The 23793-nt window shown below is 74.6% G+C and carries 22 protein-coding genes, 1 tRNA gene and 1 pseudogene; 7 read left to right on the forward strand and 17 right to left on the reverse strand.

Annotated elements, in window-relative coordinates:
• From SGLAU_RS28140 to SGLAU_RS28165, 5 genes are all read right to left on the reverse strand, one after another.
• Entirely contained in the window at nucleotides 1-1371 is a 1371-nt protein-coding gene (locus SGLAU_RS28140) for a serine/threonine-protein kinase (protein WP_063838901.1), read from the reverse strand.
• A gap of 311 nt (nucleotides 1372-1682) precedes the next feature.
• Nucleotides 1683-2495, reverse strand: a complete 813-nt coding sequence (locus tag SGLAU_RS28145; protein ID WP_043505344.1) for an SAM-dependent methyltransferase — start codon at nucleotides 2493-2495, stop codon at nucleotides 1683-1685.
• 605 nt (nucleotides 2496-3100) lie between these two features.
• On the reverse strand, nucleotides 3101-3433 hold the full coding sequence (locus tag SGLAU_RS28155) for a DUF3140 domain-containing protein (protein ID WP_043505345.1): 333 nt from the start codon (nucleotides 3431-3433) through the stop codon (nucleotides 3101-3103).
• A 33-nt stretch (nucleotides 3434-3466) separates the two neighbouring features.
• Nucleotides 3467-3949: a Dps family protein gene (locus SGLAU_RS28160; protein ID WP_043505346.1), complete on the reverse strand. Its 483-nt coding sequence runs from the start codon at nucleotides 3947-3949 to the stop codon at nucleotides 3467-3469.
• Between the two features lie 170 nt (nucleotides 3950-4119).
• Nucleotides 4120-4941, reverse strand: a complete 822-nt coding sequence (locus tag SGLAU_RS28165; RefSeq protein ID WP_043505347.1) for an alpha/beta hydrolase — start codon at nucleotides 4939-4941, stop codon at nucleotides 4120-4122.
• Between the two features lie 177 nt (nucleotides 4942-5118).
• Here SGLAU_RS28165 and SGLAU_RS28170 point away from each other — a divergent pair, with 177 nt between their 5' ends.
• Entirely contained in the window at nucleotides 5119-6306 is a 1188-nt protein-coding gene (locus tag SGLAU_RS28170; RefSeq protein WP_043505348.1) for a thiolase family protein, read from the forward strand.
• 405 nt (nucleotides 6307-6711) lie between these two features.
• On the forward strand, nucleotides 6712-7485 hold the full coding sequence (locus tag SGLAU_RS28175; RefSeq protein WP_043505349.1) for a sulfite exporter TauE/SafE family protein: 774 nt from the start codon (nucleotides 6712-6714) through the stop codon (nucleotides 7483-7485).
• Between the two features lie 202 nt (nucleotides 7486-7687).
• Here the strand turns inward: SGLAU_RS28175 and SGLAU_RS28180 are convergent, their stop codons facing one another.
• The gene (locus SGLAU_RS28180; protein ID WP_043505350.1) at nucleotides 7688-8176 is read right to left on the reverse strand and encodes a DUF6174 domain-containing protein; all 489 of its coding nucleotides are present in this window, start codon (nucleotides 8174-8176) and stop codon (nucleotides 7688-7690) included.
• An 83-nt stretch (nucleotides 8177-8259) separates the two neighbouring features.
• Here SGLAU_RS28180 and SGLAU_RS28185 point away from each other — a divergent pair, with 83 nt between their 5' ends.
• Nucleotides 8260-9042, forward strand: coding sequence for a cobalt-precorrin-6A reductase (locus tag SGLAU_RS28185; protein WP_052413925.1), 783 nt, complete (start codon nucleotides 8260-8262; stop codon nucleotides 9040-9042).
• A gap of 64 nt (nucleotides 9043-9106) precedes the next feature.
• On the opposite strand, the gene SGLAU_RS33005 is transcribed toward SGLAU_RS28185, so the two are convergent.
• The 5 genes from SGLAU_RS33005 to SGLAU_RS28210 form a co-directional block, all read right to left on the reverse strand.
• A complete protein-coding gene (locus SGLAU_RS33005; RefSeq protein WP_052413926.1) occupies nucleotides 9107-9736 on the reverse strand; it encodes a hypothetical protein in 630 nt (209 codons plus the stop codon).
• Nucleotides 9733-11187: a sensor histidine kinase gene (locus SGLAU_RS28195; protein ID WP_043507155.1), complete on the reverse strand. Its 1455-nt coding sequence runs from the start codon at nucleotides 11185-11187 to the stop codon at nucleotides 9733-9735. Before SGLAU_RS28195 ends, SGLAU_RS33005 begins: the two co-directional genes overlap by 4 nt.
• A 344-nt stretch (nucleotides 11188-11531) precedes the next feature.
• Nucleotides 11532-12215: a response regulator transcription factor gene (locus tag SGLAU_RS28200; protein WP_043505351.1), complete on the reverse strand. Its 684-nt coding sequence runs from the start codon at nucleotides 12213-12215 to the stop codon at nucleotides 11532-11534.
• Nucleotides 12216-12236: 21 nt separating this feature from the next.
• Entirely contained in the window at nucleotides 12237-13790 is a 1554-nt protein-coding gene (murJ, locus tag SGLAU_RS28205) for a murein biosynthesis integral membrane protein MurJ (RefSeq protein WP_043507156.1), read from the reverse strand.
• A gap of 203 nt (nucleotides 13791-13993) precedes the next feature.
• A complete protein-coding gene (locus SGLAU_RS28210) occupies nucleotides 13994-15190 on the reverse strand; it encodes a lipid II:glycine glycyltransferase FemX (protein WP_043505352.1) in 1197 nt (398 codons plus the stop codon).
• A 294-nt stretch (nucleotides 15191-15484) separates the two neighbouring features.
• On the opposite strand from SGLAU_RS28210, the gene SGLAU_RS28215 reads away from it, so the two are divergent.
• Nucleotides 15485-16669: a L,D-transpeptidase gene (locus SGLAU_RS28215; protein WP_043507157.1), complete on the forward strand. Its 1185-nt coding sequence runs from the start codon at nucleotides 15485-15487 to the stop codon at nucleotides 16667-16669.
• A 37-nt stretch (nucleotides 16670-16706) separates the two neighbouring features.
• On the opposite strand, the gene cobF is transcribed toward SGLAU_RS28215, so the two are convergent.
• Together cobF and SGLAU_RS28225 are read right to left on the reverse strand one after the other, a co-directional pair.
• A complete protein-coding gene (gene cobF / locus SGLAU_RS28220) occupies nucleotides 16707-17480 on the reverse strand; it encodes a precorrin-6A synthase (deacetylating) (RefSeq protein ID WP_043505354.1) in 774 nt (257 codons plus the stop codon).
• 63 nt (nucleotides 17481-17543) lie between these two features.
• Nucleotides 17544-18107 (reverse strand): DUF309 domain-containing protein, encoded by a 564-nt coding sequence (locus tag SGLAU_RS28225; protein WP_043505355.1) that lies wholly within the window; start codon nucleotides 18105-18107, stop codon nucleotides 17544-17546.
• A 99-nt stretch (nucleotides 18108-18206) separates the two neighbouring features.
• On the opposite strand from SGLAU_RS28225, the gene SGLAU_RS28230 reads away from it, so the two are divergent.
• Nucleotides 18207-18280 (forward strand) — tRNA-Pro (locus tag SGLAU_RS28230).
• Between the two features lie 123 nt (nucleotides 18281-18403).
• On the opposite strand, the gene SGLAU_RS28235 is transcribed toward SGLAU_RS28230, so the two are convergent.
• Together SGLAU_RS28235 and SGLAU_RS28240 are read right to left on the reverse strand one after the other, a co-directional pair.
• The gene (locus SGLAU_RS28235) at nucleotides 18404-19432 is read right to left on the reverse strand and encodes a serine hydrolase (protein WP_063838902.1); all 1029 of its coding nucleotides are present in this window, start codon (nucleotides 19430-19432) and stop codon (nucleotides 18404-18406) included.
• A 292-nt stretch (nucleotides 19433-19724) separates the two neighbouring features.
• Nucleotides 19725-20159: a VOC family protein gene (locus SGLAU_RS28240; protein WP_043505356.1), complete on the reverse strand. Its 435-nt coding sequence runs from the start codon at nucleotides 20157-20159 to the stop codon at nucleotides 19725-19727.
• A 258-nt stretch (nucleotides 20160-20417) separates the two neighbouring features.
• Between SGLAU_RS28240 and SGLAU_RS28245 the strand changes: the two genes are divergently transcribed.
• Nucleotides 20418-20615 (forward strand): antitoxin, encoded by a 198-nt coding sequence (locus SGLAU_RS28245; RefSeq protein ID WP_043505357.1) that lies wholly within the window; start codon nucleotides 20418-20420, stop codon nucleotides 20613-20615.
• 108 nt (nucleotides 20616-20723) lie between these two features.
• On the opposite strand, the gene SGLAU_RS28250 is transcribed toward SGLAU_RS28245, so the two are convergent.
• Nucleotides 20724-22106 carry an MFS transporter gene (locus SGLAU_RS28250; protein WP_078958082.1) on the reverse strand — a complete coding sequence of 461 codons (1383 nt, stop codon included), beginning with the start codon at nucleotides 22104-22106 and terminating at the stop codon, nucleotides 20724-20726.
• Between the two features lie 309 nt (nucleotides 22107-22415).
• Between SGLAU_RS28250 and SGLAU_RS36770 the strand changes: the two genes are divergently transcribed.
• On the forward strand, nucleotides 22416-23066 hold the full coding sequence (locus SGLAU_RS36770; RefSeq protein ID WP_052413927.1) for a TetR/AcrR family transcriptional regulator: 651 nt from the start codon (nucleotides 22416-22418) through the stop codon (nucleotides 23064-23066).
• A 92-nt stretch (nucleotides 23067-23158) separates the two neighbouring features.
• Here the strand turns inward: SGLAU_RS36770 and SGLAU_RS33990 are convergent.
• A pseudogene (locus SGLAU_RS33990) lies at nucleotides 23159-23568 on the reverse strand (UTRA domain-containing protein); the annotation flags it as partial.
• Nucleotides 23569-23793 lie beyond the last annotated feature (225 nt).

Genomic DNA, 23793 nt, shown 5'->3' on the forward strand with positions numbered 1-23793 from the left:
TCAGCCGTCCTCGGCCTCGTCGCCGTCGTCGCCGTGCACCCCGGCGGCGGGCACCAGGCCCGGCGCGTCGGCGGCGGCGTCGCGTCCCTGCGAGCCGGCGGCCGGAGCCTGGCCCAGGGATTCCGCGGGCGGGTCCTGGTCCTGCGGCGCCCCGGTGGCCGTGGCGGCGGGATCGGGGGTGCCGGAGGGGTCCGTGCGGGTCTGGGCACCGCTGTCGTCGGGGGCGAACATCAGCATGCCCGCGAGCATCGCGGCGAGGAAGAGGCCCACCCCGGCCACCCCGGCCGCCACCTTGCGCCCGTTCACGGTCCGCGGACGGCGGCGGGAACCGGATCCGGTGGCGGACGGCAGCATGTACGTCGTCGCCGGGCCGGTCTCGCCGGCCGGACGCGGCCGTGGCTGCGCGGCCGGCTGGTGGCGCGGGCCCGGCTGGTGACGGGGCGTGGCCTGGTGGGACGGGGCGGCCTGGCGGCGCGGGGCCGGCTGCGGCTCGGGGCGGGGCTCGTTCGCCGCGAAGCCCGGCGCAGCCGCGGGCAGGGGCGCGGGCAGCGGCTCCGGGCGGCCCTGCCAGGCGCCCGAGGCGAACCAGTCGGCGACCTGTGCGGCGTCGGGCCGGTGCTCGGGCTGCTTGGCCAGCAGGCCCAGCAGGTAGTTCTCGAAGGCGGGCGGCAGCTGGGCGCCGAGCTGGCGGGGCGGCGTGGGCGCGGCGTCGAGGTGCTGGTGCAGGATCGCGATGGCGCTGTCGGCCTGGAACGGCGGGGCGCCGGTGAGGAGCTGGTACAGCACACAGCCCAGCGAGTAGACGTCGCTGGCCGGACCGGCGGGCTTGCCCAGCGCGCGCTCCGGCGCGATGTACAGGCTGGTCCCGACGATCTGCCCGGTCGCGGTGAGCGCGGCGGCCGGGTCGTCCATGAAGCGGGCGATGCCGAAGTCACCGATCTTGAGGGTGCCGTCGGCGTCCAGCAGCAGATTGGCGGGCTTGATGTCCCGGTGCACGATGCCCTGCTGGTGGGCGGCGGCCAGCCCGGCCGCCGCCTCCGCGGCGATCCGCGCCACCCGCTCGGCGGGCTGCGGGCCCGAGCGGGCGAGCAGCCCGGCCAGGCTGTCGCCCTCGACCAGTTCCATCACCAGGAACAGCTTGTTCTCGTAGGTGCCGAAGTCCAGGACACCGACGACATGGGGGTGGTGGAGCCGGCCGGCGGTCTGGGCCTCCAGCCGGAACCGGGAGGCGGCCGTGGTGTCGGAGTCCTGGGGCAGCAGCAGCTTGACGGCGACCGGCCTGCCGAGCGTGTCGTCGTACGCCCGCCAGACCTCTCCCATCGCGCCGCGCCCGATCGGATCCTGCAGCCGGTACCGGCCCGCTATGAGCACCTGTGCTTCGTCCTCGTCCAGAGTGGGTCGACAACCGCGGGCCGAACTCACCGCGCGGGTGCGGGTGGTGGTGGGGGGAGCGCCGCGGCTGCCACAGCGTACCGGCAGCGCGGGGTCGTTGATCACCGCGGGCGCCTCGGCCCCCCGCCGCCCGGCACCGGCCCCGGCGATCAGGCCCTTTCACGCGCTTCCTGGCCCCGTGGCGGACGGCCGCACCGCCTCGCCCCCGCCGCCGGGTCGTCCACGTTCCCGTCGGCGTACCGCCTGCCGGGGAGGGCCGGGGGCCGGCCGCGAGGGTGCGGTGCCCGCGGTCAGCCCTTGCGGCCGACCGCGCCGTACAGGGACACCGGGCCCGGGCCGAGAGGGGATTCGCCCTCCGCCAGCTCGGGACGCCAGTCGGCGACGGACACGACGCCCGGGGCCAGCAGCTCGAGTCCCCCGAAGAACCGGGCCACTTGGGCCTGCGAGCGGGCCACCAGGGTCACTCCGCCCGCCGTGTACGCCGCGATGCCGCGCCGGACGTTCTCCGGCTCGAAGTCGGCGGTCATCGCGGACAGCACCAGGCAGCTCCCCGGCGCCAGCGCGCCGACGAGCGTGTCCACCAGGTCGTAGGCACCGTCCTCGTCCGCGACGAAGTGCATCAGGGCGATGAGGGACAGGGCCACCGGGCGGCCGAAGTCGAGGGTCTGGGCGGCCTCTTCGAGGATGCGCTCCGGGTCACGGACGTCCGCCTGGACGTAGTCGGTGGCGCCCTCGGGGGTGCCGCGCAGCAGGGCGGCGGCGTGTGCCAGGACGATCGGGTCGTTGTCGACGTAGACGACCCGGGAGCCGGGCGCGGCGGCCTGGGCGATCTGGTGGAGATTGGGCTCGGTCGGGATGCCGGAGCCGATGTCGAGGAACTGCCGGATGCCCGCGTCCCGGACCAGCAGCCGGGTGGCCCGCTGCATGAACCAGCGGTTGGCGCGGGCGGCCCGCGGGGCGCCGTCGTCGATCGCCATGATCTGCCGGGCGAGTTCCTCGTCGACCGGATAGTTGTCCTTGCCGCCGAGATACCAGTCGTACACCCGGGCCGGATGGGGCCGGGTCGTGTCGATCCGACGTACGGCCGGCTCGGTCCCCGTCACGCGCTGCTCCTTCGCTGGGTGGGCCCCGGGGACTCCCGGGGCTGCGAGCAGTCTGGCATGATCACGCGGCCCGGGCGGAGCCGGTCTTCGGCCACGTGCCCGGCCGGTGCCGATCGCACCAACGCGGCTGGCGGCACGGCCGGTTCGGTGTCGCCGGCGGCCTCGCGGCGCTGGTCCGGGCCCGTCGGCGGGCCGAGCCGCCCGGCACCGGCGAGCGCCCCGCCGTCGAGGCGGGGCTAGGCTTCCGGACTGACTCGCCGGCCCTCGCGCGGGAAGGTGTACGCGCCGGCCGGGCCGAGGCCGGGCACCTTCTGCAGCAGCCGCCGCGGTGCGCCGGTGTCCCCGCGCGTCCCCCGGCGCGGCGGGCGCGGGCCGCCCGTCACCGGTCCCGCGCCGTCACCGGGCAGGGCGGCCGTGCGTTCGTGCAGAGGGCGGCGGCGACGGCGACGGCGACGGACGCGCGTTTCCTCGCGCTGGGCAGGGACCGACGGCATGAGGAAGGCGGTACGGCGGCCGCGGGGTCTCCCGCGGCCGCCGTACCGCCTTCCCGGTGTACGTGCGCCCGTGCGCCCGCACCGGCTCGCGCACCACCCGCCGCGGCGCCGTCACGGTTTCAGCGGGTCGTGACCGATCGACATCAGGGTGTGGCGCCGCTGCGTCCGTTCCGCCTCGGGCTCGTCCGCCATGTCCGTCTGCCCGGACACCATCTCCACCACCAGCGACATCACCCGGACGTCCTCGTCGGTGAGGTCGGTGCGCCGCTTCTGCAGGACGGCGAGGACCTGCTTGCCGAGCGGGGGCCCCGCCTGGTCCGGCAGCGGTTCGGCCAGCTCGCCGGCGTCGCGGGTCCGCAGCCAGTCGGCCAGCTCCTTGGACGTCATGTTGACCACGCGGTGGAAGTCCTCCCACAGCGCGTCGAGTTCGCGGGAGTCCGTCATGCCTGCCCTTTCCCTGTGGTGCCTGAGCCCGGGTCAGTCCTCGCGCGGGAAGTTCTCGGCCTCGAACATCCAGCGCTGCTTCTCCAGGTCGGCCGTGATGGCGATCAGCAGGTCCTGGGTGACCGGATCCGGCCCCTCGGTCGCCTCGATCCGCTCCCGCAGCCGTCCGATGGCCGCCCCCAGCGACTCCACCAGCACCTGGACCGCCTCGTTGTCGCGCACCCAGCCCTCCTTCGGCCCGGGCAGCGCGAACCGCGCGGCGATCGTCTCGGGCCGGCCGTCCGGCGACACGCCCAGCGCGGCGCACCGCTCGGCCACCGTGTCGGAGTGGGCGCGGGCCGAGGCGACCACCTCGTCGAGCTGGAGGTGGATCGAGCGGAAGCGGGGTCCGACGATGTTCCAGTGGGCCTGCTTGCCGATCAGTGACAGCCCTAGCAGGTCCACCAGGGTGTCCTGCAGGGCGTCACAGGCGACCCGGCGGGCGTCGTCGGGCAGCGTGCTCTTCACTACGGTCATGGGGGGCTTCTCCTTGTTGCCTCGTCCGTGACGGTTCCTGGACGTGCGGGGCGGCGCGGACCGCTCGCCGCGACCGCTCCCTGGGGGCGCGGGTGCCCCGTACGTACCGGCACAAACCCGGCGTACGCCGAGGCGGACGGCGGGGCCTCAGGGCGCGGCGGTCCGCCCGCTCAGCCCCCGAGTACCCGGTCCACGAACGCCGTGACCTCGGCGAAGGCCGCCGCCTTGATCGTCTCGTGGAACACCTCGTGCCGCGCGCCCGGGAAGATCCGCTCGGTCGCCGCGCCGCCGCTCAGCCGCTCGACGCCGGGGCGGCTGCCCGCGAGCGGCACCAGCCGGTCGTCGTCGCCGTGCAGCCACAGCAGCGGCAGCCGGCCCACGTCACCGCCCCGGGCGACATCCTCCAGGGTCCGGACGAACGCCCGCAGCGTCGGCCGTTTCATCGGGCCGTGCCAGACCAGCGGGTCCGCGGCGTAGGCCGCGCCCACCGCCGGGTCACGGGAGAGCGCGGCGGGGCTGACCGGGATGCCGGGCACCTCGCCGTGCGCCGAGTCGTGGGCGAGCAGCCGCGCCGGTGTCTCCCAGGTGCCGATCACCGGCCCGGACAGCACCAGCGCGGCGAGCCGGTCGCCGTGGCGCTGGGCGTACCGGGCGGCGACGAGGCCGCCCATGGAGTGCCCGATCAGCACCACCGGCACGTCCGGGTGCGTCGACCGCGCCCGCTGGGCGACGGTGTGCAGGTCCGTGACCACGTCCTCGAAGTCCTCGATCACCACCCGCTCACCGGCGGACCGCCCGTGGCCCGTGTGGTCGGGTCCGAACACGGCCGCGCCGTGCTTCCCGAGCGCGCCGGCGAGCTCCGCGTACCGGCCGATGTGCTCGCCGTAGCCGTGCGCCACGAGGGCGATCCAGCGGGGGCGCGGGTGCGGCCACTCGCGGGCGCTGATCGTGCCCCGCGTTCCGGTGAGGACGTGTTCGCGGGCGTCGGTCATGGGCTCCTCCAGCCGCGTCGGGGAAGGATGGGTCACAGTTCCGGACGAGTTCCGGGGGATCTTCCCAGCGGGCCGTCCGGAGGTCTATAGTCGAAAACTAGCAGTGCTAATTAATGGGCGCTCCACATCGCCCCGGCACTGCCTTGTCCGCTGAGCGATGACGGTCAGGAGTCCCTCGTGCGTCCCGTCCACTTCGCGGCCGCCCGCCGCACACCCATCGGCAAGCTGCGCGGAGCCCTCTCCGGCGTCCGGCCCGACGACCTCGCCGCCGCCGTGATCCGCGGCCTGATCGCCGACGTGCCCGCGCTGGACCCGGCCCGCGTCGACGACGTCTACTGGGGCGCCGCCAACCAGGCGGGCGAGGACAACCGCAACGTCGCCCGGATGGCCGCCCTGCTCGCCGGACTGCCCGACTCCGTGCCCGGCGCCACCGTCAACCGGCTCTGCGCCTCCGGACTGGAGGCCGTCACCACCGCCGCCCGCACCATCGCCGCCGGCGAGGCGGACATCGTGCTCGCGGGCGGCTCCGAGTCCATGAGCCGCGCCCCCTTCGTGCTGCCCCGCCCCGACGAGGCCCTGCCGCACCGGATCGAGACCGCCGACACCCGGCTCGGCTGGCGACTGGTCAACCCGGCGATGCGGGAGCTGCACGGCCTGCTGGCCATGGGGGAGACCGCCGAGGAGGTCGCCGCGCGGTACGGCGTCGGACGCGAACGGCAGGACGAGTTCGCGCTGCGCAGCCACCAGCGGGCCGCCCTCGCCCGCAAGAACGGCCACTTCGACGACGAGCTGCTGCCCGTGACCCGCCCGGACGGGATCGTCGTCGACAGCGACGAGTGCGTGCGCGAGGACACCTCGTACGAGAAGCTGTCCCGCCTCAAGCCGGTGTTCCGCGAGGGCGGCACCGTCACCGCCGGGAACGCCTCGCCCATGAACGACGGCGCCGCGGGCCTCCTCCTGGTCAGCGAGGAGGCGCTGAACGAACTCGGCCTCGAATCCCTCGGCCGCTATGTCGCCGGTGCCTCCGCCGGGGTCCACCCCGACGTCATGGGCATCGGCCCGGTCCCCGCCACCCGCAAGGTGCTGGACCGCGCCCGCTGGACCATCGGCGACATCGAGGAGGCCGAGTTCAACGAGGCGTTCGCCGCCCAGGCCCTCGCCTGCGTCGACCAGCTCGGCATCGACCCCGACCTGGTCAACCCCACCGGCGGCGCCATCGCCCTCGGCCACCCGCTGGGCTGCTCCGGCGCCCGCATCCTGACCACCCTGCTGCACCGGATGCGCCGCACCGGGGCCGCACGCGGGCTGGCGACGATGTGCGTGGGGGTGGGACAGGGGAGCGCGCTCCTCGTCGAGCGGCACTAGGTCAACAACGCTCGTGACCAATACACCTAGGGGCCGTCGAGGAGGTGCCGGCGCGCCACCCCGGCGTCGCGCGGGCCGCGGTCGTCGGCCCGCCGGACCCGCACTGCCCGGGGAGGAAGTCCGCGAGGCGGTCGTGCCCGCGTGCACCGCGCCCGATGCCAAGGGGGATCACCGACCGGTCAAGGGAACACGTGGGGCGCCCCGCGTACCCGTGCCGCGTGGATCCACCGGTGCGCTGCCGCCGGGGCGGGCACGAAGGTGCCGAGGCGGGAGCCGCTGGGGCGGCACGCCGGACGGTGACCCGGCACGCGGCGAGGCCCCGCGGCGGTGACCTCGCGGGACCGTCGCGACCGGGCGAGGCGGCGCTCACCGGCCCGGTCGCGTGCGCATAGCATCGGTGTCCGCATGGACACGATGACGCTCTGGCACCTCACCGGCTGGGAATTCGCCGCGCTCGCCCTCGCGGCACTGCTCGTCGGCTTCTCCAAGACCGCGGTCAGTGGTGCGAACACGATCAGCCTGGCCGTCTTCGCCGCGGTGCTGCCCGCCCGGGCCTCCACCGGAGTGCTGCTGCCCCTGCTCATCGCCGGGGACGTGCTCGCCGTCCTCACCTACCGGCGGCACGCCCACTGGCCCACGCTGTGGCGGCTCTTCCCGGCGGTCGCGGCCGGAGTCGTCGTCGGCACGCTGTTCCTGACACGGGCCGACGACGGCGTCGTCCGCGCCTCGATCGGGGTCATCCTGCTGGTCATGGCCGCGCTGACGGTGTGGCGGCGGCACACCGCGGAGCAGGCTGCGGAGCCGGACGCCGGCCCGACCCGGGCCGGACGCGTCAAGGCCCGCTGCTACGGCGTCCTCGGCGGCTTCACCACCATGGTCGCCAACGCGGGCGGCCCGGTGATGTCGATGTACCTGCTGTCCGCGGGCTTCCGGAAGCTGGGCTTCCTGGGCACCTCGGCGTTCTTCTTCCTCATCGTGAACGTGTCCAAGGTCCCCTTCAGCGTGGGCCTCGGGCTGATCGACGGCACGTCGCTGCTGCTCGACGCCGCACTCGTCCTGTTCGTGCTGCCCGGCGCGCTGCTCGGCACATGGGCCGTGCACCGGATCAACCAGCGGCTCTTCGAGCGCCTGGTGATCGCCGCGACCGTCCTGGGCGCCCTGCAACTGCTGCTGCGTTAGGCGGCAGCGCTCGTGCTGTTCGGCGGGTGCCGGAACGGTTCCGGGTACGCCGGCCCGTACGGCAGTGACCGGCCGCGAGCGCTCCGCCGGGCCTGCCGTGCGGGTGCGCGCCGGGGTCGTTCACGCCGGTGATCCCGCGGCAGCGCCGACCGCCGACGCGGCCCGCCGTGCCGGTGTCCGGGCGGTGATCCGCCCACGGGTCCTATCCGGCGGCGGGACCGGGTTCGTACCCGCCGATCACGTACTCGGCCTCGTCGTCCAGGGCGTCGGCGTCCCGGTCGAGGACGATGCGCACGGGGTGCCCGTCGTCCGCGTACTCGGCCTCCGCCGTGTCCGCGTGGTCCCGTCGGGCCTGGTCGAGCTCACGCAGCAGGTCGCCGAGCGTGGGGATCTGGCCGGGGAGCCGGCGGACCACGCGGCGGGCGCTGTCGTCGAGGCCGGTGGCGTCGGTCACCCTGCCGTCGCGGACGGTCACGCGGAAGGTGCCGATGAGGGACCGCTCCCCTCCGCCGGACGTCAGGGTGTAGGTGTAGGCGGCGGGTTCCGTCCAGGCGGGCACCGTCAGGACGGGGGCCTCCGGCCGGGGGGCGGCGGTCCCGCCGGTGTCGTCACCGCAGGCGGTGACCGGTGTCAGCACGCCGCCGGCCAGGAGGAGGGCGGCGGTGCGGCGGAGCAGGGCCTGGGCGGGCATAGTGGTTCCCTTCGGTGGACGGGCCGCGACGGCGGCACCACTGCGACGCACCCGGGCCGTCGAACGTTCGGTACCCTCGCGCCATGTCCCGCCACGTCCTGGTCCTCGGCGGCACCACCGAGGCCCGTCTGCTCGCCGCCGAGCTGGCGGTGCGGCCGGACACGCGCGTGACGACCTCGCTGGCGGGCCGGGTGACCCGCCCCGGGGCGATCGCCGGCGACGTACGCGTGGGCGGCTTCGGCGGCGCCGACGGGCTGGCCGAGTGGCTGCGCGCCCACCGCGTGACCGCCGTCGTCGACGCCACCCACCCCTTCGCCACGGCCATCACGGCCAACGCGGCGCGCGCCGCGGCCGTGACGGGCCGGCCGCTGGCGGTGCTGCGCCGGCCCGGCTGGCGCCCCGGCCCCGGCGACCACTGGCACCCGGCCGGCTCACTGGCCGAAGCGGCGCGGCTCCTGCCGGACCTGGGCCGCCGGGTCCTCCTCACCACCGGCCGCATGGACCTCGCGGCGTTCGCGCACCTGGACCGGCTGCACTTCGTCGTACGGTCCGTGGAGCCCGCCGAGCCGCCGGCGCCGCCGGACATGGCGCAGGTGCTGGCCCGGGGGCCGTTCACGGTGGCCGACGAGCTGGCCCTGCTGCGCGGACACCGGATCGACGTGCTGGTGACGAAGGACAGCGGGGGAGCGGCGACCGCCGCCAAGCTCACCGCGGCCCGTGAACTCGGCCTGCCCGTCGTGGTGGTACGGCGCCCGCCGCTGCCGGACGGCGTGAGCGTGGTCCCCGGTGTCGCACAGGCCCTGGAGTGGCTGGGCCTCGACCCGGACACCGCCCCACCGGAGGTCGGCCGAACCCCGGCTGAGTGAACCCCGGCTGAGTGAACGCCGGTTGCACCTCAGACGCCCGCCGGCCCGTCTCGTCGCCGTCGGGTCAGCCGGTCCCGGCCGCCCGTCCCCGCGGGGCGTGCGTGCCGACGGCGATCGGAGCGGGCTCGGCGGCGATGTCGAGGCCGCAGGTGCCGGTCGCCGTCACACCGTCCTTGCCCACCATCCGCACCGTGGTCCGGCCGTCGCGGTCCTGGCTGTAGGCGGCGGTGCAGACGAGCTGGCGCAGCGCTGTCCCGTCCAGTCCGCCGAGGGCCAGCGGAAGGCTCACCGTGACGTCCGCGTCCGGGGACGTCACCACCCCGACGCCCCCGGCGGTGACCCGGGGGAGCGAGGTGCCGAGACCCGCTGACCTCTCGGCGGGTCCGGGACCGCTGAGCAGGGCGGCGATCGCCTGCTCCGTCGAGACCGGCTCGGTCGGGCCGTCGGGTTCCTCGTACCCCGCCCCGAATCCGGACGATTCCGTCACCGACCGGCTCACCGGGCTCAGGGCCCCGTCGGGGGCGCGGAAGAAGAGCAGCGCGTCGTACCCGGGGTTGACGAAGGCCTGTACCGAGGCGGGACCGCCCGCCTCGATGACATCGGTCTCCTGGATGCCGCAGCCGCCGAGCAGCAGGGCGGCCGCCACCGGCCCCGCGACGCCGGCCGCCCGGCCCCGCGCCGGCCCCCGCCTCATCCGTCGTCCTCCTCCGCGTGCAGCGGTATCTCGACGGTGAAGACGGCACCGCCGCGCGGCAGGTTCCCCGCGCGGATCGTCCCGCCGTGCAGCCTGACGTTCTCCAGGGTGATCGCGAGCCCCAGCCCGCTGCCCGCCGAGCGGGTACGGGCCGCGTCGGCCTTGTAGAAGCGGTCGAAGATGTGCGGCAGCACCTCGGGCCGGATCCCGGGCCCGCTGTCGGCGACCTCCGTGACCAGCACCGGCACACCGTGGGACCGCGCCTCCACCCGCAGCCGCACGGTGACGGGCGCGCCGCCGTGCCGCAGCGCGTTGCCGACGAGATTCGCCACCACGATGTCGAAGCGGCGCGGGTCGAGCCGGGCGCGGATGCCGCCGGGCAGTTCGGCGCGGACCCGGCCGTCCGTCCAGTGCCGGTTCTCCAGGGTCTTGCGGATGGCCTCCGCCGCGTCGATCTCGTCGGTGTGCAGCTCCGCCGCCCGCGCGTCGAAGCGGGAGATCTCCATCAGGTCCTCGACCAGCACGGCGAGCTTGCCCGTCTCGGAGCTGATCAGCCGGACCGCCCGGGCGGTGTCGGGGTCCAGCCGGCCCGCGTCCTCGTCGAGGACCTCGGTGACGGCGAGCATCCCGGCGAGCGGGGTGCGCAGTTCGTGCGAGACGTCGGAGGCGAAGCGGCGGGCGCGTTCCTCGGCCCGGCGCAGCTCCTGCACGGAGTGCTGGAGCTTGCCGGCCGACTCGTTGAACGTGTGGGCGAGGTCGGCCAGTTCGTCACTGCCGCGCACCGGGATGCGGGTGTCGAGCCGGCCGCTGCCCATGGACTGGGCGGCCTGGCGCAGCTCCCGCACCGGACGCAGCACGCTGCGCGCGGCGAGCAGACCGGGCAGCAGGGCGATGGCGAGGCCGGGCAGGGCGCCGTCACGGGCGGCGGTGAGCAGCGCGTCGACGTTGACCTGCTCGTCGGTCATCCGCATGACGGCGTAGAGGACCAGCCGGGTGGGCAGCACGCCCTCGGGGCCGGTCCGGAAGACGGTCGGCATCGCGATGGTCAGATACGGCACGCCGTCCTTGACGACCCGTTCGAAGCTGCCGTGCGGATCGGCGTGGGCGGCGCGGCGCAGCTCCGGGGTGATGACGGTGGAGACGGGGCTGGTGCCGGACGAGGCGCGGATCGAACCGTACTCGGCGAACACGACCCAGGGGTGCGGCTTGCCCTTGCGGGCGAGGTCGCGCAGCACCTCCTCCAGCCCTTCCGCCTGCACGGGCAGGACGAAACCGGTCTGCTGGACCTGGTCGCGGAACGACGAGACCGCCGTGTCCTGCGCGGTCTGCAGCAGGGCGTTGCGCGCCTCGCGGTAGGTCAGCGCGGCGGTGGTGCCGGCACTGACGGCCGCGACCAGCAGGAACGCCAGGACCAGCCGCGTGCGCAGTCCGAACGCCCGGGCGCGCCGCAGCGGCCGTCGCCCGGGAGCGGACCGGCGTCGCCGGCTCCGGTCCGCGGGAGGCGGCCCGCCGGCGCGCTCCGGCGCCCGGCCGTCGCGAGCCGGGGCGCCGTGGAGACCGTCACCGCCGGTGCGGCCGGCTGTCCGGGGGCCCTCCGCCCGGCCGTCGTACGTCCCGGCCGCCCGCCTCGCGCCGGGCACGCCACTGCCCGGGCCCCCGGTTCCGTCCCGGCCCCCGGTTCCGTCCCTGGCGCCGGTCTCGCCCCGGCCCCCGGTCCCGCCGCTGCCCCCGGACCCGTCCCCGCCCCGGCCGGTGCCCTTGCCGCGCAGTACCCGGCCGAAGGCGGTGCGCCCGGTCACAGCGGGCCGAAGCGGTAGCCGAAGCCCCGCAGCGTCTGGACGTAGCGCGGGGTGCCGGACTCGTCCTCGATCTTGTTGCGGAGACGGCGGACGCAGGCGTCCACCAGGCGCGCGTCGGCGTGGTAGCTGTGCTCCCACACGTGTTCCAGGAGCTGCTGCCGGCTGAACACCTGCTCGGGCGCGGCGGACAGGTGCAGCAGCAGCTTCAGCTCCGAGGGGGCGAGGGTCAGTCGCCGGCCGGCCTTGGTGACGCTCAGCCCGGCCCGGTCGATGGTGAGGTCGCCGTGCACCTCCGTGGCCGGCCGGCCCGGCGCGACGTCCTCGATGCGGCGCAGCACCGCCCGGATCCGGGCCTCGATCACCTCGGGACGCGCGGGCTTGACGATGTAGTCGTCGGCCCCCGCCTCCAGGCCCACGATGACGTCGAAGTCGTCACCGCGCGCGGTCAGCATGATGATCGGCAGCTGGCTGTCCTCGCGGACGCGCCGGCAGACCTGGACGCCGTTCAGGCCGGGCAGCATCAGGTCCAGCAGGAGCAGGTCGGGGCGGAACCCGGCGAGCGCGGCGAGTCCGGCCTCGCCGGTCGCGGCCGACAGCACCTCGTGGCCGCGGCGGCGCAGACCGAGCTCGACCCCTTCGCGCACGGCGGGGTCGTCCTCGATGAGGAGTACGCGGGGCATCAACAGTCTCCCAGTCGGTGGTCAGCGCCGGGTCACGCGCCGGCGCGCGCCGGCGATCAGCGCGTCGAGTTCGGTCAGGCGCAGCGGCCGCGCCAGCAGCGCGAACACGAGCACGACGACGGCCGCGCCGGCCGCCGCCGCGGCCACGGAGCCCGCCCGTGCGCAGCCGGCGGCCGCCAGGTGGCCGAGCAGGGTGGCGGGCACGGCGGCGGCCAGCAGCCGGGCGTGCGCCGTGACGGCGGACGACCGCCAGGGCCGGGCCACCGCCAGCCGGCGGCCCAGCACCAGGGCGGTGACCGCCCAGCCCGCGCACAACGCCAGCGAATACGCCGCCGCCATCCCCGTGACGGCCCAGCGGGCCGGCAGGAGCTGGGCGGCGGCCGTGGACAGGGCTGCGTTCACCGCGACGATCACCAGGTTGAGCAGGAAGGGCGTACGGGTGTCGGAGAGCGCGTAGAAGGTGCGGGACAGCACGTACTGGCCCGACATGGCGACGAGCCCCGGCGCGAACGCCATCAGGATCCCGGCCATGGCGGCGGTGTCGCCGGTGCTGGTCCTGCCGTGGCCGAAGACGAGCGCCATCACCGGCTGGGCGAGGGCGAAGAGCATGCAGGCGGCCGGGACGACGGCCGCGGCCGAGGTGCGCAGGGCCTGCGAGACGTCGCGCCGCAGCGCCCCGGTGTCGGAGTCGGCGGCCGCCGCGCTCATCCGGGGCAACAGCGCGGTCACCAGGGAGACCGTGATGATGCCGTGCGGGACGACCCACAACGCGTAGGCGTTGTTGTACGCGCTGTACCCGGGGCCGCCGGCCAGGCCCGCGTCGGTGGCCAGCCGGGTCGTCACCCAGTAGGCGGCCTGGTTGGCGAGGACCAGCAGCACCAGCCAGCCGGCCGACCGCAGCGGGCGGGTCAGTCCGCTGCCCCGCCAGTCGAAGCGCGGCCGCCAGCGGAAGCCCGCTCCGCGCAGGGCGGGGACGAGGGCGAGCGCCTGGACGGCGATCCCGGCGGTCGTCCCCCACCCGAGCAGCGCGGTCTCGGCCGCGGTGAGGGTGTCCCCGCCGCCCGGGCCGAGTGCCAGGAAGAGACCGAACACGGCGACGACGACGAGGTTGTTGAGGACCGGAGCCCACATCATCGCGCCGAACCGGCCGCGGGCGTTCAGCACCTGACCGAGCAGTGTGAACAGGCCGAGGAAGAAGATCTGCGGCAGGCAGTAGCGGGCGAACGCGGTCGTCATCGCCGCCTGTTCGCCGCCGTAGCCGGTGTACGCGTCGACGATCGCGGGCGCGGCCCACACCGCGGCGGCGGTGAGCGCCAGCAGGGCGGCGACGCAGACCGTGACGAGCCGGTCGGTGTAGGCGGCGCCGCCGTCCGCGTGTTCCTTGGCCGCCTTGACCAGCTCGGGCACGAAGACCGCGTTCAGCGCGCCGCCGAGGAGCAGCATGTAGACGATGGTCGGCAGGGCGTTGCCGACCGCGTAGCCGTCGGCGGTCGGCCCGATGGTGCCGAGCGCCGCGGCGACCACGGCGGACCGGCCGAAGCCGGTGGCCCGGGACACGAGCGAGCCGGCGGCCATCAGCACACTGCTGCGTGCCGCCGAGACCGGCTCGCCCCCGCCACCGGTCGTGCGGGGAGCCCGCCGCCCCGCGCCGGCCGGCGCGCCGGGGACCGTCTTCGCGGCGCCGGCCGGCGTGCCGGGGACCGTCTCCGTGGCGCCGGCCGGTGTACGGGGGGCCGTCCCCGCTCCGTCGCCGGTCGCCGGGGGCACCGTCGGCGGCCTCATCGGCGGTTCAGGTACGCCTGGAAGGCGCGGTACAGCGTCTGGTTGGCGGTGCCGCCCAACGGTCTCTCCCATTCCCCCAACGTCTCGACGACCTGTCCGCCGGTACCGAGCTTCCATCGCAGCAGGCCGTACGCACGTTCGTCAGGATCGAGAGTGGAGGGTACCCCGCGCATGTCGTAGACGTCAGCGCCGAGGGCGTGGGCGTCCAGCAGCATCCGCCACTGCAGGGCGTTGGAGGGCCGCACCTCACGGCGGTGGTCGGCCGAGGCACCGGTCTGGTACCAGACCCGGCGGCCCACCGTGATCATCGTGTGGGCGGCGAGTATCTCCCCGCGGTGGCGGGCGAGGTACAGCTTCATCCGGCCCGGCTCCTCCGCGTTGAGCGCCGCGTACTGGCGCTGGTAGTAGCCGAGCGAGCGACCGAGCCGGAAACCGTCGCGCTCCTCGGTGACGCGCAGCAGCCGGTAGAACTCGGGCAGTTCGGCGGCGCTGCCCACGACGACCTCCACGCCCTCCTTCTGGGCGCGCCTGACGTTCCGCCGCCATTCCTGGTTGAGCCCGGACCACAGGTCCTCGGTGCCGCGTCCGGCGAGCGGCACCTGGAAGACGTGGCGCGGCTGGGCGTCCCCGTCGTCGCCGGTGCCGTCACCGCCGCAGCGGCGCCAGCCGCGGGCCCGCAGCCGTTCGGCGACGGCGGTGCCGAGCGGGTCGACCTCGCTGGCGAGCACGTCCCCGAGCCGTCTGCCCGGGCCGGTGAGCGACTTCAGCAGGGCGGCGTCCCAGCGCCGGTACGCGGGCGAGGGGCCGATCCGTACGGCGAAGGCGCCCGCCCGGCGGAGCTGTTCCAGCAACGGGGCGAGCCAGTCGTCGATGCCGGGGTCCGCCCAGTCGGCGACGGGTCCCTCGGGGAGGTAGGCGAAGTACTTGCGGGTGCCGGGGAACTGCCGCAGCAGCACCAGGGCGACGCCGGTCAGGTCACCGGCCTGCGGGTCCGGTCCCCAGCCGAGGAGCCGCGGTTGCCAGCCCTCTTTGACGTCGGACCAGGACGGGCACTGCAGGAAACCGGCGCCGAGCGCAGCGCCGCGCGGGGACGCGAGGAAGGCGCGGTACGTCTCGGCGGTCACGGGTCCGAGCCTGAGGTCCCGGTTCCGTTCGTCCTGCCGGCGGCCGGGCGGTACGAGCAGCGCTGACACGTCGTGGAGCCTCTCCTTCTCCCCGGCTGTCGCGGGGACGGAAGGGATGCTCACAGCCCCCCGTGACCGTCCCGCGCGGCGAATGTGACCGGACGATGACCGTTCCCCACCAGTCGCCGTCACAGTGAACCGACGCCGCTGACCTGGGCATCTCCGGATTTAGAGTCACGAAGGTCACGACGCTCCCGCCCTGTCCTTCCTCATCCGCCCGCCACGGAGGTCCAGTTGCCCCGCACACCCGCGCCCGCCCGCACCCCGGGTCCCGCCGCCCGCACCCCGGCCCGAGCCGCCCGCATCCCCGCCCTCGTCCGCACCGCCGTCGCCGCCGCCCTGCTGGCGCCGCTCGCCGCCTGCTCCGCGAACTCCGGCCCCGCCGCGGCCGGGGACACCGGCACGTCCGGGAAGGACGGCGCGGACCGTCCCGTCACCGTCACGGTCACCCCCACGGGACGGCAGGCCGGCGCCGGGAAGCCGGTCGAGGTCACCGCGACGGGCGGCCGCCTCACCTCGGTGACCGTCACCGACGCCGAGGGCCGCAGACTCACCGGGAAGGTGGGCCCCGACGGCCGCACCTGGACCTCCGACCGCAAGGCCGTGCCCGGCACGGCGTACGCGGTCACGGCGGCGACCCGCACCGAGGGCGGCACCCCCGGCACCACCCGGGCCTCCTTCGCCACCGCCCCGGCGGACAAGGTCAACAAGGTCGACTGGCGCCCGGGCACCGGCACCACCGTCGGCATCGCCCAGCCGATCTCGCTCGTCTTCGACCACCCCGTCGAGAACAAGGCCGAGGTCGAGAGACAGCTCAAGGTCACCACCTCCAACGGCACCGAGGGCTCCTGGGGCTGGATGCGGGACTGGTCGGGCCGGGACCGGGTGGACTGGCGGCCCAGGTCCTACTGGAAGCCCGGCACCGAGGTCACCCTGAACGCCGCGCTGAACGGCACCGACTCGGGCACCGGCGGCTGGTTCGTCCGCGACTACACGACCACCTTCACCATCGGCGCCCGGCAGGTCGTCGAGGTCGACCTCGACCGTCACCACCTGACGCTGGTCCGCGACGGCAGGACCGTCCGGCGCATCCCGGTCTCCGGCGGCACGCCGGGCGGTGACAAGCGCTCCTGGCGCGGGACCGCGGTCCTCATGGCCAAGGAGGGGACCATCAACATGAACTCCGAGACGGTGGGCCTCGGCGACGCCTACGACAAGATGGTCGACTACTCGATGCGGCTGACCTGGTCGGGCATGTACGCGCACGCCGCCCCCTGGAACGCCCGCTGGTTCGGCAACGCCAACCGCAGCTCGGGCTGCATAGGCATGAGCGACGCGGACGCGGCCTGGTTCTACGGCCAGGTGCGCCCAGGAGACCCGTTCGAGATCACCGGCGAGGACACCAAGGGCGTCGTCGCACCGGAGAACGGCTTCGGCGAGTGGAACCTGTCCTGGACCGAGTGGCAGCAGCGGAGCGCGCTGCGCTGAGCGGCCCGCGGGCGGGGCGCCCGCGGGCCGCCCTCCGTCAGCTGCGCTCCGGGTTGCGCCGGAGCAGATACGTGTCCATGATCCAGCCCTTGCGCTCCCGGGCCTCGGCCCGCAGCCGCTCGATGCGGGGCGCGGCCTCGGCGATCGGGCCGGACACCGTGATCTCGTCCGGGGTGCCGAGGTAGGCGCCCCAGTAGATGTGGATGTCCTGGTCCGCGTACCGCCGGAAGGTCTGGTGGGCGTCGAGCATCACGACGACGTCGTCGACGCCCTCAGGGAAGCCCTCGGCGAGCCGCCGCCCGGTGGTGATCTGGACCGACCCGGCCACCCGGTTCAGCCCCGTCCGGTGCCGGGCGACCAGCGAGGAGACGCTGCTGATGCCCGGCACGACGTCGTACTCGAACGTCACGACGCCCCGGCCCAGCACCTCCTCCAGGATGCCCAGCGTGCTGTCGTACAGCGACGGGTCGCCCCACACCAGGAACGCGCCCGTCTCGTCCTCGCCCAGCTCGTCGACGATCAGCCGTTCGTAGATGCCGGCGCGGGCACTGCGCCAGTCCCCGACGGCCGGGGAGTACGCCGCACCGCCCGCGCGACGGTCCCGCTCCGGGTCGCGGGCCTCCACCACGCGATACGTCCCCTCCGGTACGTGCGTCTCCAGCATGTCCCGGCGCAGCCGGGTGAGGTCGGACTTCACCTCGCCCTTGTCCAGCAGGAAGAACACATCCGTGCCGCGCAGCGCCCGCACCGCCTGGAGGGTCAGCTGGTCGGGGTCGCCCGCGCCGATACCGATGACATGAATCTTTCGCACGCCCCGAGTCTGCCGTACGCCGCCCGCCGCGTGATCACCGCCCGGGCGATCGGAACCCGTCCGTCACGTCCCGTACAGCCGCGGGGCCCGCGCCCGGGCGTCCACCACCACGGCGCCGCCGGCCCCGTCGCGACCGTCGGCACCCGCCTCCACGGCGTCCGCCAGCCCCCGGGCCCACGCCACCACACCGCCGAGATCCATGCCGTACGCTCCCGGCCGCCCGGAGACCGCCGTCCACTCCGCCACGGCGCCCGCACCCCGCCGCAGCAGCCGTGCCCCGCCGGTCACATTGCCGCGCGCCGCGTGCGTGAGCCCCACGGCACACTGGGCCAGCCCCCGCCACAGCGCCCGCTCCTCGTCGGGCCCCGACTTCCAGGCGTCCTCGAAGACCTCGTGCGCGTGGAACGGCTTCCCGGCGTCCAGCAGTGCCTGCGCCTGCGCCACGGTCTCCTCCGGAGTCCGCACCACCCCCTCCGGCTGCCGCTCCACCCCGGGCGATCCGTAGGGCAACGGCCGCCCGAGCCCGTCCCGCGGCCGCGCGTTGCGCGCCCGCCCCTCGGCATCCCTGTCCCGAGCCCCGTCGGTCCGGCCCTGCGGGGTGCCGCTTCCGTGTCCCGTTCCACCCATACGACGATTGTCCCGCCCGGTGCCCCCTTCGGCGCCGCCGGGCCCGTGGGGTAAAGTGCTGTCCGCGCGATCACGCGGGTCCACCGCGCGACAGCGCATCGGGACGTGGCGCAGCTTGGTAGCGCACTTGACTGGGGGTCAAGGGGTCGCAGGTTCAAATCCTGTCGTCCCGACTGAAGCAACACTTCATAGTCGCAGGTCGAAGGGCCTTTCTCGCACCGCGAGGGGGCCCTTGATCATGTTCCGGGCGCGCGTCTCATGTGTGGGCACCGGTCCCGGATGACCAAACAACGGACTCACGGTGCGGAACCGGAACTGTGCTGACGGAGTTCCAGCGGTCTCAGGACGCCCGCGCCGGCCGGGTGGTGACGGGCATGGGCGCTGGTGGCGTCGATCGCCGCTCTCGCCGCCCGTTCGATCAGCGAGATGCCGTCCCGCTCGGACGCGTTGCCGCTGCTGAGCACCGAGACCAGGTACCGGCGCCCGTGCAGCGTGACCTGTCCGATGCTGTTGATGACCCACCGTCCGGTCGTGGTGCGCTGCAGCCAGCCGTTCTTGAGCGACCACCGGGGGGATGCGGCCGACACCCCCCAGTCCTGGCCTTCCTCGATGTCGCCCATCAGCTCCCGGACATAGGCCTTGGACTCCGGGTCCAGCCCCTCCCGCGTGCGCGCGGCCTCCGTCGCACAGTGGTGGAAGATGCACCGCAGCAGCCGGACCTGGTCCGTCGCTGTCGTTCGGGTGAGGCCCCAGTGGTTGCCGGGGCCGCCATGGGTCGAGGAGAGCCCCAGCCGTTCGTTCGCCGCGTCGAGGCCTTCTCCCTTGCCGATCACCCGCCACAGGAGGTTCGCCGCGTCGTTGTCGCTCGTCCTGATCATCGCCTCGGCGGCCCGGCGCTCCCCGGCCGTCAGGTCGCGGCCCTGGTCCTGCGCCTGGAGCAGCAGTGCCACGAGGATGTTCACCTTGCTGATGCTCGCCGTGGTGAACCACGCGTCGCCCCGGTAGGACGCGATCCTCGGGTCGGCGCTGTTCACGTCGAGCACGGCCACCGCCAACCGGGCGTCACCGCCCATCAGTACCGGCTCGAGCGACCGCGCGAGGGCCACGCCGAGGTCGGTCGACGGTGGCCCCGCCATCGCGTCGGCCGGCGCATTGCTCCGCGGGAGCGACGGCTGCACCTCGTCGGACGGGCCGGCCGAAGAACAGGCGGTGAGCGACGCGATGACCACGGCGGTGGCGCAGGCCGTCAGGGCGTGCGGGCGGAGGAAGGCGCAACGGGGTCTGCTGGACTCCTGATACGCCTTGTCGGGCTGTCCCTCAGGCATAGCCGGCAGGCCTCGCTGTTCCTGAGCGAGAAGGGGATGGGCCAGATAAATATGACATACCGGTCATAGGCGCGGTGATCAACGGCGCGGCAGGCGTGTCGTCGGGTGCGAACGCCGGGAATGCCTGGCGCGACCAGGGGCGCCACCGCAGCGGCACCACCGGCCGCCGCCACAGGTGAGGGCTGTCCGGTGCCGGTGGCTCCCCAACCCCGTGCCGGCCCCTCATCGCGCGGCAGCGGGACGCCGCGCCGCGGACGCCCCGCCGTCATCGTTGCCGCGGACGGCCTCTCGCTCAGTCGAGGCAGAACTCGTTGCCCTCGATGTCCTGCATGACGATGCACGCGTCGGTGCCGTCGTAGAGGACCTGCACGCGTACCGCGCCGAACGGGAGCAGGCGTGCGCACTCGGCCTCGAGCGCGGCCAGGCGCTCTTCCCCCACGAGCCCGGTGGCGACCCGCACGTCCAGGTGCACCCGGTTCTTGACGACCTTGCCTTCGGGGACGCGCTGGAAGAACAGTCTCGGGCCCACCCCCGTGGGATCGCAGCACGCGAACCAGGCGCCCCGGTCCTCGGGGGCCCGGGAGCGGTGGTAGTCGTCCCAGGTGGCGAACTCCGCCGGGGGCGGCGGTACGACGTACCCCAGCACCTCGCACCAGAAGCGGGCCAGCCGCTCGGGGTCCGCGCAGTCGAAGGTGACTTGGAACTGCTTGATCGATGTCGATGACATCGGCGCACCCTAGCAAGGGCCACCGGCACGGCCCGTGTCGCTGCCGGACGAGCGCCCTGACCTGTGACTCGCCGCCCAGTGCCCGTCGCAGACCTTCGGTCCGAAGGGAATCGGCTTGCGTCGGCCACTCCTCCGCGCCGGCCGGCGCCGTGCGGGGGACGTGGCCCGCCCGGGCGCGCGGCCCGCCGTGATTCGCCCACCGCCAGAGGGGTACCTGCGGCGGGGTACGACGACGCACGCGCACCACCGGAGGTACCCATGGGCAAGCTGGGCGACATGATGAACAAGGCCAAGCAGATGGCCAAGGGCCACCCCGACCAGGCGGACAAGGGCGTGTCCGGCGCCGAGCGCATGGTCGACGACCGGACCGGCAACAAGTACGACGCCAAGACCGACAAGGCCGCCGACACGGTGCGGCGTTCCTACCGGGAAGGCGGCGGCACGCCGGAGCGCTGACCCCGGACGCACGCTTCCCGCTCCCGGCCACCGGGGGCGGGAAGCGCCTGTCCGGCCACGGCCGGTGGTCCGGCCGGCCACCCGGCCGGAGCCGGCCGGACCGCGCCGTCACCCGCTCCCTGTCTCCTTCGGCACCCACCGCACGGCCAGCACCCCGAGTGCCAGGCACAGCACGCTCGCCACGCCGATCGCCCAGTGCATGCCGGTGACGAAGGCGCGCTCGGCCTCGGCGGCCGCGGTGGCGGGCAGGCCCGGGGTGTCCAGGGTCTCGTCGAGGGTGTCGGCCACGCCGGGGCCGGTCAGCCGGAAGCACAGGGCCGCGAGCGAGCCGAGCAGCGAGATGCCGAGGGCGTTGCCGAGTTCGTTGCTGGTCTCGGCGAGGGAGGCGGCCGATCCGGCGCGTGCCGCGGGGACCGCCGCGACCGCCGTGTCCGCCACCAGGCTGAAGGAGAGGCCGTAGCCGACGCCGGTGACGACGGAGGAGGCGATGAACGCCGCCACACCCTGACCGGTGGTCGTCAGCAGGAGGAGCAGCAGACCGCCGCCCATGAAGAAGTGCGAGGCGATGAGCGCCGAGCGCTTGCCGATCCGGTCCACCACGCCGCCGGCGCCGATGCAGGCGGTGGTCAGGACGGCCGCGCCGGGCAGCGCCAGCAGGGCCGCCGCCAGGACGCCGTAACCGAGGACCGACTGGAGGTAGACGCCGGTGAGGTAGCCCGCCGCCGCCCAGGCGACCAGGGACAGCAGTCCGGTGAGGATCGCCACGGAGAAGACCCGGTCCCGGAAGAGCCGCAGGTCGACCAGCGGGTGGTCGACAGTGAGCTGCCGGTGTGCGAACCAGGCCAGGAGGGCGACACCGGCGAGTGCGCAGCCGGCCCGGGTGGCGGTCGGGCCCTCCGCCGCGGCGGTCTTCACCGCGTACACCGTCAGCAGGATGCCGGCGGCGGACAGGGCGACGCCGAGGGCGTCGACGCGGCCGGGACCGCAGACGCGCACCTCACGCAGCAGGAACGGGGCGAGGGCGACGAAGACGACGACGACCGGGATGTTGATGAGGAAGACGGAGCCCCAGGCGAACCTGCTGAGCAGCAGGCCGCCGATCACCGGGCCGGCCGCGAAGCCCGCGGCGAAGGTGGCCGCGAAGACGCCGATGGCCCGGGAGCGCTGCCGCGGGTCGGGGAAGAGGCTGCCGACGATCGCGAGACCGGAGGGCAGCAGGGTCGCGCCGCCCAGGCCCATCAGCACCCGGCAGGCGATGAGCAGTTCGGGACTCGGTGAGAGGGCGGCGCCCGCCGAGCCGAGGCCGAAGACGACGGCGCCGCCCAGCAGGAAGCGGAGTCTGCCGTAGCGGTCGCCGAGGTTGCCGAAGGCGATGAGCAGGGACGAGACCACGAAGCCGTAGCTGTCCAGGATCCACAGCGCCTGGTCGGTGCCCGGGGTGAGGGCGGAGGTGATGCCCGGCATCGCGAGGTAGAGGACGGAGCCGTCCATCGCGACGAGCGCGACGGGGCCGAGGACGATGAGCAGTCCCAGCCGGGCCCGTCGGCCGGCTCGTTCCGCGGCTAAGTCGAGGGAGGACACGGGGGCGACCTTTCGGGAGGGAGGACGAGGGGGCGAAGGGGCGGCGTGCGGCGGCCCGCGGCACGGGTGTACCGGTGCGGCCCGTCGGTTGCTCGGCCCGCCGGCCCTTCGACGCGTACGCCGTACGCGGGCGGCGCGTACGGCGTACGCTAGCCCTCGGCGTGCGGTGTACGCAAGGGTGTGCGTGCGGTGTACGCAAACCGCCGGTTAGACTGCGCCATGGCCATCGACAAGCAGCCCCGGCAAGCGAGTTCACCGGGCCTGTCGCGGGACGTCATCGTGGCGGCCGCGCTGCGCGTCGCCGATGCCGAGGGCGTCGCCGCGCTCTCGATGCGGCGCCTCGCCACCGAGCTGGACTCGGGAGTCATGTCCCTCTACCGGCACGTGGCGAACAAGGACGCCCTGCTCACCGCGATCACCCAGGCGGCGTGCGACGAGCACCCGTATCCCGACCCCGCCCCGGACGACTGGCGGGAGGCGATGCGGCTCGCGGCGCGGCTGGACTGGGAGGTGTACTGCGCCCACCCCTGGGCGCTGGTGACCTCCAGCTCCGCCCGGCACTTCTCCGACACCACCTGCCTCGACTGGATGGTGGACGCCCTCGCGGGGCTCACCGACGACCCCGATCTCGCGCGGTCGTTCGCGATCGCCGTGTGGTCGTACGTGCAGGGCGTGTGCATCCAGCACGTGGCGCAGCAACTGCTGCCCGGCGGGGACGAGCGGGAGCAGTCACCGCTGCGCGCCACCGAGGCGGACTTCGAGACGGGGCTGGAGACCCTGCTCGACGGGATGGAGCAGCGGGCGCTCCGTACCGCGCCGTCCCGGGCGCCGCGCACCTTCTCCGCACCCGGCGGCCGGCCGCCCGCCTGACCAGGCGCACGCGCAACCGGCCGCGGGGCGACGCGAGCTGACGGTGGATCAGCGGGCCGGGAAGGGCGCGGCGCGGCGGGCCGCGGGGCCGGTCAGGGACGTACCAGGAGCTGGAGCCGAAGGTGCAGCGCGAGGCGCGGCAGACGGGGGCGCCGTACTCGACGGGGCGGCCGGTGTCGTCGTAGGCGGTGCGCTCCATGGTGAGCAGCGCCGCGCCCACCGGCTCGTCGAGCAGGGCCGCCTCCTCCGCCGCGCGCAGCGGGCGCCCACGGCCCGGCGGGCGCTGTGCGAGGTGAGTCCCGCGGCGCGCGGCATGCGGTACAGGCCGGTCGTCGTCAGCCGGCCGGTGTCCAGGTCGAGCAGGCCGGGCGGCGGGAAGTCGCACAGGCGCGCCACCGGCCGGCCGAATCCTGTCCGGCGCCCCGCAGGTCTCATAGAGGCTGCTCGGTTCGAGCGGGCGGCGGACCTGGCGGTGCACGACCCGGGTGCCGACGCCGCGGCGCACCAGAGGGCTTGTCCATACATTCGGACCTGATCGTGAAATGATGTCTTGACAAACCATTGACAGCGGGCCCGTCAGGGGATGGAATCCGGTCTCGACGCAAGAGCCGCAAGCCGCACGCAGCCGCAAGGCCGCAAGGCAGCACAGCCGCACAACGGAACAGCCCCAAGGCAGAACAGCCCCAGGCGCAGCACCGCAGGCGCAACAGCCCCAACGCGAAACAGC

Source organism: Streptomyces glaucescens (genome assembly GCF_000761215.1).
GTDB classification, from domain to species: Bacteria; Actinomycetota; Actinomycetes; order Streptomycetales; family Streptomycetaceae; genus Streptomyces; species Streptomyces glaucescens_B.